Origin of the sequence: Streptomyces flavusporus (assembly GCF_046267975.1) — a bacterium.
Taxonomy (GTDB): domain Bacteria; phylum Actinomycetota; class Actinomycetes; order Streptomycetales; family Streptomycetaceae; genus Streptomyces; species Streptomyces flavusporus.
Genome location: NZ_CP176503.1, coordinates 4,147,979 through 4,162,396, shown reverse-complemented (window position 1 = coordinate 4,162,396; position 14,418 = coordinate 4,147,979). Strand labels below are relative to the sequence as shown.

Annotated in this window: 14 protein-coding genes and 3 pseudogenes; 10 read left to right on the top strand and 7 right to left on the bottom strand. The window is 70.1% G+C overall.

What is annotated here, in order from left to right; genetic code table 11:
* Window positions 1-71: 71 nt before the first annotated feature.
* Window positions 72-263 carry a DUF397 domain-containing protein gene (locus ACKTSN_RS19665; protein ID WP_409470307.1) on the bottom strand — a complete coding sequence of 64 codons (192 nt, stop codon included), beginning with the start codon at window positions 261-263 and terminating at the stop codon, window positions 72-74.
* A gap of 10 nt (window positions 264-273) precedes the next feature.
* On the bottom strand, window positions 274-1,125 hold the full coding sequence (locus ACKTSN_RS19660) for a helix-turn-helix domain-containing protein (protein WP_409470306.1): 852 nt from the start codon (window positions 1,123-1,125) through the stop codon (window positions 274-276).
* Window positions 1,126-1,345: 220 nt separating this feature from the next.
* On the opposite strand from ACKTSN_RS19660, the gene ACKTSN_RS19655 reads away from it, so the two are divergent.
* On the top strand, window positions 1,346-1,762 hold the full coding sequence (locus ACKTSN_RS19655) for an ATP-binding protein (protein WP_409470305.1): 417 nt from the start codon (window positions 1,346-1,348) through the stop codon (window positions 1,760-1,762).
* Between the two features lie 4 nt (window positions 1,763-1,766).
* Window positions 1,767-2,093, top strand: coding sequence for a hypothetical protein (locus ACKTSN_RS19650; protein ID WP_409470304.1), 327 nt, complete (start codon window positions 1,767-1,769; stop codon window positions 2,091-2,093).
* A gap of 180 nt (window positions 2,094-2,273) precedes the next feature.
* Here ACKTSN_RS19650 and ACKTSN_RS19645 read toward each other — a convergent pair whose 3' ends face one another.
* Window positions 2,274-3,593 carry an alpha/beta hydrolase domain-containing protein gene (locus ACKTSN_RS19645; RefSeq protein WP_409470303.1) on the bottom strand — a complete coding sequence of 440 codons (1,320 nt, stop codon included), beginning with the start codon at window positions 3,591-3,593 and terminating at the stop codon, window positions 2,274-2,276.
* 616 nt (window positions 3,594-4,209) lie between these two features.
* Between ACKTSN_RS19645 and ACKTSN_RS19640 the strand changes: the two genes are divergently transcribed.
* The 4 genes from ACKTSN_RS19640 (at window position 4,210) to ACKTSN_RS19625 (ending at window position 9,783) form a co-directional block, all read left to right on the top strand.
* Window positions 4,210-7,152, top strand: coding sequence for a BTAD domain-containing putative transcriptional regulator (locus tag ACKTSN_RS19640; RefSeq protein ID WP_409470302.1), 2,943 nt, complete (start codon window positions 4,210-4,212; stop codon window positions 7,150-7,152).
* A complete protein-coding gene (locus ACKTSN_RS19635) occupies window positions 7,149-7,907 on the top strand; it encodes a prepilin peptidase (RefSeq protein ID WP_409470301.1) in 759 nt (252 codons plus the stop codon). The genes ACKTSN_RS19640 and ACKTSN_RS19635 overlap by 4 nt, the downstream gene beginning before the upstream one ends.
* A gap of 72 nt (window positions 7,908-7,979) precedes the next feature.
* Complete coding sequence (mqnC, locus tag ACKTSN_RS19630) at window positions 7,980-9,179, top strand: cyclic dehypoxanthinyl futalosine synthase (protein ID WP_409470300.1); 1,200 nt, start codon at window positions 7,980-7,982, stop codon at window positions 9,177-9,179.
* Window position 9,180: 1 nt separating this feature from the next.
* On the top strand, window positions 9,181-9,783 hold the full coding sequence (locus ACKTSN_RS19625) for an imidazolonepropionase-like domain-containing protein (RefSeq protein ID WP_409470299.1): 603 nt from the start codon (window positions 9,181-9,183) through the stop codon (window positions 9,781-9,783).
* A 3-nt stretch (window positions 9,784-9,786) separates the two neighbouring features.
* Here the strand turns inward: ACKTSN_RS19625 and ACKTSN_RS19620 are convergent.
* Window positions 9,787-9,960 (bottom strand): annotated as a pseudogene (locus ACKTSN_RS19620) (hydrolase); the annotation flags it as partial.
* Here ACKTSN_RS19620 and ACKTSN_RS19615 point away from each other — a divergent pair.
* The 3 genes and pseudogenes from ACKTSN_RS19615 to ACKTSN_RS19605 all read left to right on the top strand — a co-directional run.
* Window positions 9,959-10,144 (top strand): annotated as a pseudogene (locus ACKTSN_RS19615) (hypothetical protein); the annotation flags it as partial. The pseudogenes ACKTSN_RS19620 and ACKTSN_RS19615 sit on opposite strands and share 2 nt — an antisense overlap.
* A gap of 9 nt (window positions 10,145-10,153) precedes the next feature.
* Window positions 10,154-10,623, top strand: a pseudogene (locus ACKTSN_RS19610) (hypothetical protein).
* A gap of 23 nt (window positions 10,624-10,646) precedes the next feature.
* Window positions 10,647-11,339 carry a demethylmenaquinone methyltransferase gene (locus ACKTSN_RS19605; RefSeq protein ID WP_409470298.1) on the top strand — a complete coding sequence of 231 codons (693 nt, stop codon included), beginning with the start codon at window positions 10,647-10,649 and terminating at the stop codon, window positions 11,337-11,339.
* Window positions 11,340-11,360: 21 nt separating this feature from the next.
* Here ACKTSN_RS19605 and ACKTSN_RS19600 read toward each other — a convergent pair whose 3' ends face one another.
* Together ACKTSN_RS19600 and ACKTSN_RS19595 are read right to left on the bottom strand one after the other, a co-directional pair.
* Window positions 11,361-11,699, bottom strand: coding sequence for a PASTA domain-containing protein (locus ACKTSN_RS19600; protein WP_224733301.1), 339 nt, complete (start codon window positions 11,697-11,699; stop codon window positions 11,361-11,363).
* A gap of 93 nt (window positions 11,700-11,792) precedes the next feature.
* Window positions 11,793-12,308: a GNAT family N-acetyltransferase gene (locus ACKTSN_RS19595; protein ID WP_409470297.1), complete on the bottom strand. Its 516-nt coding sequence runs from the start codon at window positions 12,306-12,308 to the stop codon at window positions 11,793-11,795.
* Between the two features lie 97 nt (window positions 12,309-12,405).
* Here ACKTSN_RS19595 and ACKTSN_RS19590 point away from each other — a divergent pair, with 97 nt between their 5' ends.
* Window positions 12,406-13,725, top strand: a complete 1,320-nt coding sequence (locus ACKTSN_RS19590; RefSeq protein WP_385512519.1) for a geranylgeranyl reductase family protein — start codon at window positions 12,406-12,408, stop codon at window positions 13,723-13,725.
* A gap of 22 nt (window positions 13,726-13,747) precedes the next feature.
* Here the strand turns inward: ACKTSN_RS19590 and def are convergent, their stop codons facing one another.
* A complete protein-coding gene (gene def, locus ACKTSN_RS19585; RefSeq protein ID WP_409470296.1) occupies window positions 13,748-14,374 on the bottom strand; it encodes a peptide deformylase in 627 nt (208 codons plus the stop codon).
* Window positions 14,375-14,418: the final 44 nt, after the last annotated feature.

Below are 14,418 nucleotides of genomic sequence, written 5' to 3'. Positions count from 1 at the left end.
CTCCCGAGACGAGCACAACCTGATCGGTGGTTCCCGGGGCGGATGCCGAACTCCCACCAGGACTCCGGCACCTATCGTGCGTCGGGCTTGAGGCTATCGAGGAACGCCGTGAAGGTTTCGGTGGCGAAGGTGAGGGTGGCGTGGGTGGGGCGCTTTGAGTCGCGGATAGCTATGCGGATGGGAAGCTTTGCGATCTCGACGCAGGTGTTGCCCTCGGCGCCGCCGGAGTAAGTGGACTTCTGCCAGTGCAGGGCCTGAGTCATGGGGCGCGCCTCACAGTTCCTTCGACAGGTGGTGGATGAAGTCCCGGGACGCTCTGGGGTCAAGCGTCGCCTTCTCCACCTTACGGAAGAGTGTTCGAAGGTGCTCCAGTTGGGGCTCCGTGTCGATGAACGCGGTGCTGGTGGCGCCGTCCCGGAATCCGGTGTCGAGTTGGGGTACCGGACCACCCATGTACATCATCGAGGCTCCGGCACCGCCGAAGCCGTCCTGGTCGGTGGGGATGACGCGCACGGTGATGTGTCCCTGCTCGATCTCGTCCAGGATCTGCCGGATTTGGGCACGGGAGACGTGGCGGTCGGCCACGCGGATCCGCAGGGCGAACTCGTGGATGACCGTCTCGTACGGCGTGGGGTCGTCGCCTTCGATGACCGCACGCCGCCTCATCCGGTGTTCCACTCGGGGCGCCAGCTCGCTCTCGGGCAGCTCTGGGCGCATGTACCCGAAGACGGCGCGGGCGTAGTTCGGGGTCTGGAGGAGTCCGGGAACGTAGGTAATGACGATTTCCCGTAGGAACTTCGCATGGTGCTCCGCCTCGGCCACGTCCAGGTTCACCTCGGGGAGGACTCCCCGGTACTCGTCCCACCAGCCACGCGTTCGCTCTTCCGCCATGGCTGCAAGCGCATCAATCAACGCCCCGTCTGTGCAGGCGTAATGGGCTGCCAGGCGACGGACGCGTGCCGCGCTGACGCCCGCGATCCCCGCTTCCATCTGGCTCATCTGGGTTGAGGTTGAGTTCAGGAAAGCCGCCACGTCGCGGGCCTTCAAACCTGCGGCCTCGCGCAGCTTGCGCAGTTCGGTCCCCAGGCGCACTTGTCGCGCTGTGGGATGACTCCTCGGTGGCACGCGTCCCTCCCGTTCCCAACGCCCTTGTGGCCATGCCACGTTCGGGTGCCAGACTACGCCAACCAGTTGCGGCGGCATGAATTAATGCCCTACCGTCAGTGACACGTCGCACACACTGCGAAACACCGGGACCCCGGAAGCGCACCGCTCCGCCCTGCCACGACGGCTGCGGCACTGCCACCGCCCCGCCAATCCCCCTCCAGCCTCCAGGAGTTCACGCATGCCCGAAACCGAAGCCCCCGCCCCCTGGGAGTACACCCTCTACATCCCCCACGACCCCCGCGCCGTCACCGTCTGTCGCCGCACCCTCCGGCTGATCCTCACCATGCACGGCCTGATCCGCCTCGCCGACACCGCCGAGCTGCTGGCGACGGAGCTGGTCGCGAACGCCGTACTGCACACCAAGGGGCCCGCCGCTCTACGGGTGCGTTGGTCGGCGGGCGTGCTGCGGATCGGGGCGTGGGACGCGGATCCGGCGCCGCCCGATCCGCCGGCGCCGGTGGAATCCCTCGCCGAAGCGGAGCGCGGCCGCGGGCTGGCTCTCGTCCGTGCCTGCGCCGACCTGTGGGGGTGGCAGCCGCTGGCCAGGGAGGGCAATCGCGGCAAGTACGTGTGGTGTGACCTCGTCGCGGCGTAGTTCGTTGGCGCAGTTCGTCGAGTCATGCCTGGTCGACGCCCAGGCCAAGCAGATCTGGAAGGAGCTGATGATGCCGGTCAACTACTTCTTCCGGCACGAGGTAGCCGAGAAGGTGCGTGAAGAGGGCATCGAGCAGGGCATCGAGCAGGGCATTGAGCGGGAGCGTAGGGCTACGGTCATCCGGATTCTTGGATGGCGCGACATCCCGGTGCCGGATTTCGTCCGGGACCGGGCGGAGGCATGCTCGGACTTGGACCAACTCGACCTCTGGGCTCAGCGGGCGCTCCACGCGACGCGAGCGGAGGATCTGTTCGATTGCGATCGAACCTGATGTGGCCCGCCGACGGCTCCCGGCGGTTCAGCGGTTGCGGAATGTTCGCCCATCACCGGCCAGGGAGGCGGGAGCTCGGGGCCGGCGACTCGACGTGTCTGGCCCGCCCCGAGCTTGGCCGCGGTCTCGGACGCGCTTCCCGGTCTCCGTGTCATCCGGCCGGTGACGCCCCGCCGGGGCTCATCGGGCTGTGCAGGGGCGGATCTCGACGAATTCGGTGTAGTGGTCGCGGTAGGTCTCGGTGAATGTGGAAGGCGGGCACAGCCTGGCGCGGCGGCGCATGTCGTCGGCGTCCTCCGGCAGGATGAAGCCGGCCCTTCGGTAGTCACGGAGTTTGTCGTCGAAGGCCCTGGCATAGGCCCGGTGGCTGCTGAAGCCGAGTTGCTGAACGGTGCGTACGTTGTCGTAGCTGCCGATGAAGCCGGTGATGAAGCGGGCTTCGCCGACGTCCACGAACGGCAGCCGGGGCACGCGCCGGCCGGTGCGGTCCTCGGTGATCGCGTTGCCGTTGGCGTCCCGGACGATGCTGTTGTCGCTCGCGGTGCGCAACTGCGTGCTCGTCGGCGGCGGTGACCCCTTGCGTACCCAGTCGTGCCCCTGCAGGAAATGCGCGCGCAGCGCGGGCACGAAGCTCGCCGGTGTCGACCGCCGCACCGGGAACGGCACGTTCAGCGGCGCGTCCAGCGGATCCGGAATGTGCGGGCTCCCCGCGACGACGTAGAACCGGTACCGCTTGGTCACGATGCCCCGGTCGGTCAGGTTCGTCGGATCGTCGGCTTCGGAGTTCACGATGAGCACCTTGCCCTTGTAGCGGCCCGCGGCGAGGTCGGCCTGGGGGTCGAAGCCCTCCGTGGTGATGGGCAGCACCAGGTCGAACGCGCCTGTGGCGTCGCCGGAACGGACAAGACGCAGGAGCGGATACGAGCTGTCGGAGAAGCCCGTGCCGTACGTGCGGGGCACCTTGCCGACCAGTGGACGCGCGCCGGAGGAGCGGGAGGAGAGTGCCCTGGCGAAGTCCGTGATGATCTCGTCGTCGACCCTGGTTCCGTCCTCTTCGAAGCCGCCCTCGATGAAGGTGCCGGGCACCGACGGGTCGAGGATGCGGTTGCCGAGCGTGCTCCAGACGATGCCTGCGTGCACGAAGCCCTGGCGGAACAGGAAGTCTCTGCGCAGGTAGACATTGAGTGCGCCGAGCCCCACCACGAAGTGGGACGGCTCGACGAGAGCGGTGCCGTTGGTGCGGTTCGGATCGGCAGGAGCGCTGATCCGGTAGGGCACGCGGAACCGCCCGGTCGACGTCTCGCCCTCGAACACACCGTCGTACTGCACATAGCGAATTCCGCCGTACGAACCGAGGGGCGTAACCACCGGATCGCTGAGCCGGTCTTCGGCACCGCCCTGTGGGCTGCTCACCGTGTGGCGGGGAGCCAGGGCCGGCCGGGAGTCATGGGCCACCGCCTGGGCGGGCGAAGCCGGAAGGACCGGCGTCAGCCCCGCCATCAACAGCGCACCTACCTGGAGAAACCGCGCTCGCCAGAGGCGCGGAACGGGACGTTTGTGTCGGAAACTCAGCCAGGGCATCGGGTACTCCTCCTTCCGCGCCGGAGGCACTCGTCCGGTGCACTGGCGCTGGAGTCAGCCGATCACCCGATGTCCGCGTCGGCCTTCCGCGTGATCCAAAGGAGCGAGGCGTCTCCCTCGCCCAGCCGATCGGCGACCGGACTGCCCGCGGCACAGCCCGGCCGGCCGGAGCAGCCGAAATCCGGGTCGGGTAGGGGATTCGTCCGGTCGCCCCGTCAGAACGCCTCCGGCCTTCCAGGCGTGCCGAACGCCGGGAAGGCCGGACAAGGCGTTGCTCGCAGGGCTTACGGCGAGGAGATGAGCGACAGCTGGGACAGAGAAAGGCGGGTAGAGGCCTTTCAGTGTGAACCGAGAGATTTTTAGGTGGATTTCGGGCTTACATGGATCGGAGGTGAGGAATCGGGCTATGGCAGGCGGGAGTTGGTGGCTCTCCGCTTTCGCCGGTGTCAGTGCCTGTACCTAAGATCTCTGTAGGCTCGATCCACCCCCACGACCCACAACTCAACGCCCTCCCCACACGACCAGGACACCCGCCATGCCGCGACGCAGCACTCCCAGCTCGACGGGCCCGTCGACCCCGAGGAACCGGACACCGCAGCCCATGCGGGTGCGGCGGCGTACGGTCGGGGACTTTGTGAAGGCGTTCTTCGCCTTCCTGGCGCTCGCCGGACTCGTCGTAGCGGTGCCGGTTGCGCTCGCGATGACCGCAGGGTGGCCGTTGCCGACCGAGGCGCCGAGTCTCGAGTGGCTCCAGCAGGAGATCACCGTCGGGATGTTCCTGGACATCCTCACCTTCATCGTCTGGCTCGCCTGGGCGCAGTTCACCGCGTGCGTGCTCGTCGAGGTGAAGGCCGCCCTGTCGGGGGTCGGCGTGCCGGGGCGGGTGCCCGGGGCCGGGCCCAGTCAGATGCTCGCCCGGCAGCTCGTCGCCGCGCTGCTGCTGGTCGGTGCCACCGCGGCCAGCTTCACTCCCGGCCTGTCGCAGCTCGGGCAGAGCATGGAGGGGAATCAGAAGGGGACCGTTGCTGCGGCACAGCAGACGCCGGGGCTGTTCGCCCAGCAGCAGGAGCAGGCGGCGAACACCGCTGCCGCCCTTGCCGAGCAGGCCTCGAACGTTGCCGCGCAGGCCGACGACGGCAAGGCGGCCAAGCAGGGGGACACGAAGTACTACCGGATCCAGCCGCCCGAGGGGCGCCATCACGACTCCCTGTGGGAGGTCGCCGAGCGGCACCTCGGTGACGGACGGCGGTACAAGGAGATCTTCGAGCTCAACAAGGACCGCGTGCAGCCGGACGGCTCCAAGCTGACCGAGGCCAGTCTCATCCGGCCCGGGTGGATCATGGAGATGCCGGGCGATGCGGTGGGTGGCGAGCTGGTCGAGATGCCCGACGAGGCGCCGAACGTCTCGCCCGACGTGCAGCAGCAGATCAACGAGTACGCCAAGAGCGGGGATCACGCGCAGGGGCAGCAGGGCGGGGGTGCCTCTGAAGGCTCCCACGTCTCCCTGCCCGAGCAGCGGCCCGCTCCCGACCAGCCTGCTCAGCATCAGCAACCGCAGCAGCACGCCACCCCCGCCGCCGACTCCGGCCACTCCTTCGGCCTCCCCGAAGCCCTCCTCGGCGCCCCCCTCCTCGCCGCCGGTCTCCTCGGCGCTCTCGGGCGGCGGCGTCGGCAGGCGCTGTGGCAGTCGGCGCTCGGGGCCGTCGGCGGGCGGCGCGGTATGGAGCCGCCCACGCCGACCGGGGACGCGCTGGACATGCAGGACGCGTTGCTCGTGGGCGCCGATCCCGAGGGCGTACGACTGCTGGACCGGTCGCTGCGCGGGCTCGCCGCGTCTCTCGCCGCCGAGTCGCGGCCGCTGCCGACCGTGTACGCGGCCTGGCTCAGCAACGGCGATCTGCATCTGCAACTGGCCCAGCCCGCCGGCAAACCGCCCGCGCCCTGGCAGCTTGGGCAGGACCAGACGTTCTGGATGCTGGCCCGCAGCGACGCCGAGCGCTACGAGGACGTCGACACCGCCGCCCCGTACCCCGGCCTCGTCAGCCTCGGCACCATGGACGACTCCCGTCTGCTGCTCAATCTGGAGGCCGTGCCCGGCATCGTCTCCCTGAGCGGGCGTGAGGCCGACCGGGCCGCCGTCTTCGCGTCGGTCGCGGCCGAACTGGCCACCAACGGCTGGTCGGACCGCATGACCATCACCCTCGTCGGCTTCGGGCAGGATCTGACACCGCTCGCGCCGAACCGGCTCCGCCACATCGACGGCATCGACGATCTGATCGAGACCATGGAGGCGGAGACGCGACAGCGGCGCGGCGCGCTGGGGGCTGCCGGGCACGACTCCGTGCTCACCGGGCGCACCGGCCCTGCCCAGCACACCCGTTGGGCCCCGCACCTCGTCCTCCTCGCCGCCGAGCCGTCCGCCGAGGACGCCGTCAAGCTCGCCGAACTCGCCGCCGACGCCAGCCGGCTCGGCATCGGCTACCTGGCCGGCAGCGAGAGCGGTGAACTGCCCGGCGCCGCCTGGGAGATGGAGATCACCGGCGAGGGCCGGCTGCTCGCCCCGCTGCTCGGCCTCGAACTCGACGCCCAGCTCCTGCCCCTGGAACAGCAGCGCGCCGTCGTCGAGCTGTTCGTCGACGCCGACCCCGAGCGCGGGCCCGACGGGCCGAGCAACACCCCGCCATTCCTCGTCGACGTCAGCGAGCAGGGGCGGCCCGCGGTGTACGCGCGGCTGGTGGGGTCGTACGAGATCATCGGCCTGGAGACCCCGGACGGCGAGCGCAGTGCGCTGCTGCACGAGGCGCTCGCGCTGCTGCTTCTGCACCGCGAGGGCGTCCACCCGCGCGTGCTGTCCTCCGCCCTGTGGCCGCGCGGTGTCACCGACGACGTACGCGAGGCGCTCCTCGAGCGGCTGCGCGCCTGGCTCGGCACCGACCCCGACGGCAGCGCCCGGCTGCGCACCGACGCGGCCGGGCGGCTCACGCTCGCCAAGTCCGTCGTGTCCGACCTGGACGTGCTGCGGTCCCTCTACTACGAGGCCACGCAGGGCAAGGGCGTCGACAACCGTGCCGTACGCGGACGACTGCTGACGGACGCGCTGGTGCTGGTGCGCGGGCCGCTGCTGGCCGAACGGCCCGAGGGCCGCTACCGCTGGCTCACCCACGAGATCATCGACGCCCAACTGCCACTGCTCGTCGCGGACATCGGGCTCGCGCTGTCCGCGTTCCACCTGGAGAAGGACCGCGCGGAGAAGGCCATCGAGGCGCTGGGTGCGGCGCTGCGGACGGCACCCGCGGACGAGCGGCTGTGGAACGAGCTGCTGCGTGCCACCCACGCCACCGGCGACCCCGCCCGGCTCCAGGCCCTCGCCGCCGACCTCGTCGGCCGCAGCGGGGCGCGCGGACTGCCGCCGCGCACCGAGGCGCTCCTCGACGAGCTGCTCCCGACCTGGCGCAACGGCGTCGCCGCGGCGGGATGAACGGGCCCCTGCTGATCGCCTGCGCGGCCGTGTGGGGAGCGGCAGCGGGCGCGCTGCTGCCGCGGGCCGCGTATCGGTTCTCCGTGCCGTCCGAGGAGGACTGGCGGGAGCGGTGCCCGGGCGGGCATGCCATCCGGGGGTGGATCGGGCGGGCGCGGTGCGCGGAATGTACGGCGGCCCCGTCGCCGTACGGCCCAGGCACTCACCTCATGGAGTCGTACGGCCCCAGCACGCCCCTCCTCGCCACGGCAACCGTCCTCCTCTGCGCCGCCCTCGCCGCCGTCACCGGCCCGCGGCCCGAACTCGCCGTCTGGCTGCTGATCGTGCCCGTCGGTGTGCTGCTCGCGGCCGTCGACCTGCGGGTGCAGCGGCTGCCCGATGTGCTCACCCTGCCCCTCGCAGCCGCCGCCCTCGTCCTGCTCGGCCTGGTCGCGCTGCTGCCCGGGCACGCCGGCGACTGGACGACCGCCCTGCTCGGCGCCCTCGCGCTCGGCGCCGGATACTTCGTCCTCTTTCTGATCAACCCCAGCGGTATGGGCTTCGGCGATGTGAAGCTGGCGCTCGGGGCGGGGGCGGTGCTCGGGTGGTACGGGTGGCAGGCCGTGCTGCTCGGGACCTTTGCGGGGTTCGTGTTCGGGGCGCTGTACGGGGGTGCCCTCGTCGTCGTGGGGAAGGCGGGGCGCAAGACGGCGATTCCGTTCGGGCCGTTTCTGCTCGCCGGGGCGTATACCGGTCTGCTCGTGGGCGCGGCCTGACGGCAACGTGGGAAAACGGCTGGCGTAGGCTGGTTCAGTCCGTCCACAACCCTTGACGAAAGGGACGCTTCGGTGACCGAGAAGGCCGACCTCCAGTCTGTGCTCGACCGTGCCGCGGCCGGCGGACGGATCACCCCCGAAGAAGCCCTCGACCTCTACCGCGACGCGCCCCTGCACGCACTGGGTTCCGCCGCCGACGCCGCACGCCGCCGCCGTTACGCCGGCGTCGAGCACATCGCGACGTACATCATCGAGCGGAACATCAACTACACGAACGTGTGCGTCACGGCGTGCAAGTTCTGCGCCTTCTACGCCCCGCCGAAGGACAAGGCGAAGGGCTGGACGCGCGACCTGGACGACATCCTGCGCCGGTGCGCGGAGACCGTCGAGCTCGGCGGTACGCAGATCATGTTCCAGGGCGGTCACCACCCGGACTACGGCGTCGAGTACTACGAGAAGCACTTCTCGGCCATCAAGAGGGAGTTCCCGCAGCTCGTCATCCACAGCCTGGGGGCGAGCGAGGTCGAGCACATGGCGAAGATCTCGGGCGTGTCCGTGGAGGAAGCCATCCGGCGGATCCACGCCGCCGGCCTCGACTCCTTCGCCGGAGCCGGTGCCGAGCTGCTCCCCGAGCGGCCGCGCAAGGCCATCGCCCCGCTGAAGGAGAGCGGTGAGCGGTGGCTGGAGATCATGGAGACGGCGCACAACCTCGGCGTCGAGTCCACGTCCACCATGCTCATGGGCACCGGCGAGACCAACGCCGAGCGGATCGAGCACCTGCGGATGATCCGTGACGTACAGGACCGCACGGGCGGCTTCCGCGCCTTCATCCCGTACCTCTACCAGCCGCAGAACAACCACCTGAAGGGCCGCACACAGGCCACCATCTTCGAGTACCTGCGGATGATCGCGATCGCCCGTCTCTTCCTCGACAACGTCGCCCACATCCAGGGCTCCTGGCTGACCACCGGAAAGGACGCCGGCCAGCTGACCCTGCACTACGGCGCGGACGACCTCGGCTCGATCATGCTGGAGGAGAACGTCGTCTCGGCGGCCGGTGCCAAGCACCGCTCCAACCTGCTGGAAATGATCGAGATGATCCGTACGGCGGACCGCGTCCCGGCCCAGCGCTCCACGACGTACGAGCACCTCGTCGTCCACGACGACCCGGCGAACGACCCCGTCGACGACCGCGTCATGTCCCACATCTCGTCCACGGCGATCGAGGGCGGCACGGCTCATCCGGAGCTGAAGCTGCTCGCCTCCAACTGAGTTGCTGACACTGCACGCCGACTCCAGGGGCCGATGCCTGGCCGTGCGCGGTGAGTGGATCGCCGCCGTCGGCACCCTGGAGGAACTCCTCGCCACGCATCCGCAGGCGCGGGTGCGGCAGTGGCCCGGCATTCTCACCCCGGGGCTGGTCAACCTCCACGGGCCCGAGCTGCTGGAGCAGGCCTACCACCCGGACCCGCGCGAGGCCGACACCCTCGGCACCGAGCCGCTGACCGGGGACGCGCTTGCCGCGCTCCCCATGGACGAGGCCCGCTGGGGGGCCAGCGCCCGGCGCGGGGTGCAGCGGATGCTGGCGAACGGGACGGTCGCGGTGGCGGGGGAGCTGCGCAACCGGGCCGTGGTGGCTGCCGTACGGCGGTCCGGGATCGGCGTGGTGGGGCGGCTCGGGGTGCCCGGGGGAGTGCCCGCGCTCGATCCGTTCGCCTCCGGGGTGCCGGTGGAGTTTTCGCCGGAGCGGGAGAGCGGGTCCGCCGCACGGTTCGCCGTGTTCGACGTACGGGACGAGGACGAGCTGGCCGAGCGTGGGGGCGGGAGCTGTGTGGCCACGGTGGTGGCGGGGCGGATCGTCTACCGGCGCCGATAGCGGTCAGCCCGCGAAAGCCTCCCCGAAGGCCCCCGAACTCTGCTCCACCCCGCTGCAGTTGGTCGACGCGTCGTCCTGCGCCGTGTCCTCGTCCGCGCACTGCCGGTCGCGGAACGCCGACCACATCGACACCCACGCGATTCCCTTCTCCTCCGCGAACTCCCGTACCTGGACGGCGGCGTACGCCTTCCGCCTGGACCGCGAGAAGTACCGCTACCTGCTGATGATGCCGCTGCAACAGCTGGCCTACCGCCAGATGACGTACCTCGTCCTCATCCATTCCTGCATCACCGCCCTCACCGGCGGCCGCCTGCGCTGGCAGAAGCTGAAGCGGACGGGCGAAGTGGGGACACCGGCGGGGCGGGCTGAAGTGGGCTCGCATCGCAAGGGCAGTCCGATTGCTGCGGCTGCCGCTGTGGGCAGCGGTGCCAGGGACCGCTACTTCGACACCCTCCGTGCCGCCGCCCTCATCCGCGTCGTCACCTACCACGCCTTCGGCTGGCCCTGGGCGGGCATGGTCTTCCCCTCGATGGGGGTCATGTTCGCCCTGGCCGGCACCCTGATGGCGAAGTCCCTGGAACGCCCCGCCGGCTCGACCGGATCGTGACGGTCTTCAACGCGCGCGCGGTGACCGTCTACCTGTGGCACGGGATCGCACTGATTCTCGCCGTCCCGCTGATCGACCAGCTCTGGAAGGTGCCCGCGTTCGAGGTGTACCTGCCGCTGGAGAGCCAGCGGTTCCTGTTCGGCGTGGGAGGGGCGCTGATCGCCGGCTTCGTGCTGCTGTGCGGGTGGGTGGAGGACGTGGTGGCGCGGAGGAAGCCCAGACTCCTCCCGTGAACGCGGGCTGCAAGAATGGGCCCGTGACCCGCGCATCCCTGAACAAGCAGCCGCACGAAGTCGCCTCGATGTTCGACGACGTCGCGGAACGGTACGACCTGACGAACGACGTGCTGTCGCTCGGCCAGGACCGGGTGTGGCGCAGGGAGGTCGCGAAGGCGGTCGACGCCCGGCCCGCGCAGAAGGTCCTGGACCTGGCCGCCGGTACGGCCACCTCCTCGCTGCCCTTCACGCGGGCGGGCGCGTATGTCGTCCCCTGCGACTTCTCCCTCGGCATGCTCCAGGTCGGCAAGCAGAAGCACCCCTGGCTGCCGCTGACGGCGGGTGACGCGACGCGGCTGCCCTTCAGGGACGACGTGTTCGACGCCGTCACCATCTCCTTCGGGCTGCGCAACGTACAGGACACGGACGCCGCGCTGCGCGAGATGTACCGGGTGACCCGGCCGGGCGGGCGCGTCGTGATCTGCGAGTTCTCGCATCCGACCTGGGAGCCGTTCCGCAAGGTGTACACCGAGTACCTGATGCGGGCGCTGCCGCCGGTCGCCCGGGCGGTGTCGTCGAACCCGGACGCGTACGTCTACCTCGCCGAGTCCATCCGCGCCTGGCCCGACCAGCCCGCGCTGGCCGAACGGCTGCGCAAGGCCGGCTGGTCGAGGGTGGCGTGGCGGAACCTCACGGGTGGAGTGGTGGCGCTGCACCGGGGGTTCAAGGCCTGAAGCCACCTTCGGGGCGGGCGCTCACCGGATCACCTCGAACGCATCCCCCGGTGCGTCCAGCTCGCGTTGCAGCCCGCCCCCGGGCGGCTTCGGCAGGCGCGGTTCGCGGACGCCCGCGCCACCGCCGCCCCCGCCCTCGCCGAAGTCGAACCACACGGTGACGACGGCACCGCGGGGCACCTCGACGCCGGGCAGCGGGTACTGCCGTACGACGTAGTCGACGACGGTGAGATGGAAGTCGGGCCGGTCCGGCGCGGCGAGCAGCACTCCGTGTGTCTCGGCCGTCTCGCGGGCGTCCACGGCCATCAGTCCGACGAACTTGGGCACGCGCACTTCGGGCGTCTTGGGTGTGATGCGCACAGATGTCACCCCCCAGCGGTACTGGAAGGGTAACCGCCCGGGGTGCGGTCCGGAAGCGTCAAGTGGCTTTCTGTAGCTGGCCGTTACAGTCTGTCACGTCTGCCGCAGCTCGAGTCGGTAGCAGTACCCCAGCAGATCCGACTCGGGGCTGGTGAAGGTCTCGGCGAGGTGCATGCCCAGCCGCTGGGTGACCGCGATCGACCGGGTGTTGCGCGCGTTGACCATCGCCACCACACTGCCCACGCCCGTCGCGCGCACCCGCTCCAGCGTCATCTGCGCGGCCGCGGTGACGTACCCCCGGCCCCAGTGCTCCCGTCCCAGCCGCCAGCCGATCTCGATCTCGCCCTTCGGGCCCCACTCCCGCGGCCATGGCTGCGCGCCGGTGAAGCCGATGACCCGGTCCTCCGCGTCGAGCATCGTCCACAGACAGAAGCCCAGCTCGGCGTCGTGCTTGCGCTGACGGGCGGTGAGCTCCTCGTAGACGGACAGGTCGGCGGACTTGCCGCCGTGGAACTCCATGACGTCCGGGTGGTCGAAAACCCGGTGCCACGCCACGGCGTCCTCGTCGGTGGGGACACGCAGCCGTACCACGGGGAGAGCTCGGTTCACTGGGTATCCCTTCAGCCGGTTGATCAATTCTGCTGCATAGACTGCCCATGTCCAGTGCCGGTCGGCACACAGTTTCCGAACTTGGGGAGATCCAGCCGTGACCGCCGTGACCGAGCCCCACTCCCAGCCCGTCTCCGAGCCCTTCTCCGAGAACACCGCCGATGTGATCGTCGTGGGCGCGGGACCGGCCGGCTCCACTACGGCGTACTACCTCGCCAAGGCCGGACTCGACGTACTGCTCCTGGAGAAGACCGAGTTCCCGCGGGAGAAGGTCTGCGGCGACGGCCTCACCCCACGCGCCACCAAGCAGCTCGTGGCGATGGGCATCGACATCTCCGAGGAGGCAGGCTGGCTGCGCAACAAGGGGCTCAGGATCATCGGCGGCGGTGTGCGGCTGCAGCTGGACTGGCCGGATCTCGCCTCCTTCCCCGACTACGGCCTCGTCCGCAAGCGCGACGACTTCGACGAGCAGCTCGCCCGGCAGGCCCAGAAGGCGGGGGCGCGCCTGTACGAGCGCTGCAACGTCGGCGCTCCGGTCATCGACGACCGCACCGGCCGCATCACCGGCGTACACGCCAAGCTCGGTGAGGAGAAGCGCGAGGTCACCTTCCATGCGCCGCTCGTGGTGGCCGCCGACGGCAACTCCACCCGCCTCTCCCTCGCGATGGGCCTGCACCGCCGCGAGGACCGGCCGATGGGCGTCGCGGTCCGTACGTACTTCACCTCCCCACGCCACGAGGACGACTACCTGGAGTCCTGGCTGGAGCTGTGGGACCGCCGCGGTCCCGGCGAGGACCGGCTGCTCCCCGGCTACGGCTGGATCTTCGGCATGGGCGACGGCACGTCCAATGTGGGCCTCGGCGTGTTGAACACCTCCGACTCCTTCAAGGAGCTGGACTGGCGGGAGGTGCTGAAGGCGTGGTGCGCGTCCATGCCCGAGGAATGGGGCTACACGCCCGACAACATGACCGGACCCATCCGCGGGGCGGCGTTGCCGATGGCCTTCAACCGCCAGCCCCACTACACGAAGGGGCTGCTGCTGGTCGGCGACGCCGGCGGCCTGGTGAACCCCTTCAACGGTGAGGGCATCGCCTACGCCATGGAGTCCGGTCAGATCGCCGCCGACGTCATCGTCCAGGCGCACGCGCGGGCCACGCCGGCCCAGCGGGAGGCCGCGCTCCAGCGCTACCCGCGCGTGCTCAAGGACACCTACGGCGGCTACTACACCCTCGGCCGCGCCTTCGTGAAGCTCATCGGCAACCCGAAGGTCATGAAGATCGCGGCCCAGCGCGGCCTCACGCACCCCATGCTCATGAGGTTCACCCTGAAACTGCTCGCCAACCTCACCGACCCGACGGGCGGCGACGCGATGGACCGGATCATCAACGGGCTGAGCAAGGTCGCCCCGAAGGCCTGATCAGGCGTTCGGTGCGGCCTGATCAGCCGGTCAGTGCGGCCGTCTTGGCGGCCCGGCGGGCGAAAACCTCCTCCTGCCGGTCCGCCACCTGCCGCAGCGCCTCTTTCCGCTCCCGGCTGGAGAGCCGGTCCAGGTACACGTGCCCGTTGACGTGATCGGTCTCGTGCGCGAGGCACCGGGCGAAGTACCCGGTCCCCTCGATCACCAGCGGCCGGCCCTCCTGGTCGTACCCGCGGACGACGGCCCGGTCCGGACGCGCTACGTCCATCACCGCGCCCGGCACCGACAGACACCCCTCGCCCTCGTCGAGCAGCCGTCGCCCGGCCGGGTCGAGCGGTTCCAGCACCGGGTTGACGATGTGCCCGACATGTCGGACACCGTCGTCGTCCGGACAGTCGTACACGAACAGGCGCAAATCGACGCCGACTTGGTTCGCGGCGAGCCCCGCCCCGTCGGCGATGTACATGGTGAGGAACATGTCGTCGATGAGCGCGGCGAGATCGGGTCCGAACTCGGTGACGTCCCGGCACGGCTTGTGCAGGACCTCCTCACCGACTTCGGTGATCCGCCGCACCTTGCCGCGCCGGGCCTCGGGCGCGAGCGGGGGATACGAGTCGACGGGCCGTCCCTGCACGAAGACGCTCGGCATCGCTGTCTCTCCTTCTGCTGACCGGTGTGTGAGGTGCTGCAGGC

Excerpts from the sequence above, each read along its gene's own strand:
- ACKTSN_RS19635 (WP_409470301.1), top strand. The coding sequence starts at position 7,149 with ATGAACGGGCCCCTGCTGATCGCCTGCGCGGCCGTGTGGGGAGCGGCA.
- ACKTSN_RS19640 (WP_409470302.1), top strand. The coding sequence starts at position 4,210 with ATGCCGCGACGCAGCACTCCCAGCTCGACGGGCCCGTCGACCCCGAGG.
- def (WP_409470296.1), bottom strand. The coding sequence starts at position 14,374 with ATGCCGAGCGTCTTCGTGCAGGGACGGCCCGTCGACTCGTATCCCCCG.
- ACKTSN_RS19655 (WP_409470305.1), top strand. The coding sequence starts at position 1,346 with ATGCCCGAAACCGAAGCCCCCGCCCCCTGGGAGTACACCCTCTACATC.
- ACKTSN_RS19665 (WP_409470307.1), bottom strand. The coding sequence starts at position 263 with ATGACTCAGGCCCTGCACTGGCAGAAGTCCACTTACTCCGGCGGCGCC.
- ACKTSN_RS19645 (WP_409470303.1), bottom strand. The coding sequence starts at position 3,593 with ATGGCGGGGCTGACGCCGGTCCTTCCGGCTTCGCCCGCCCAGGCGGTG.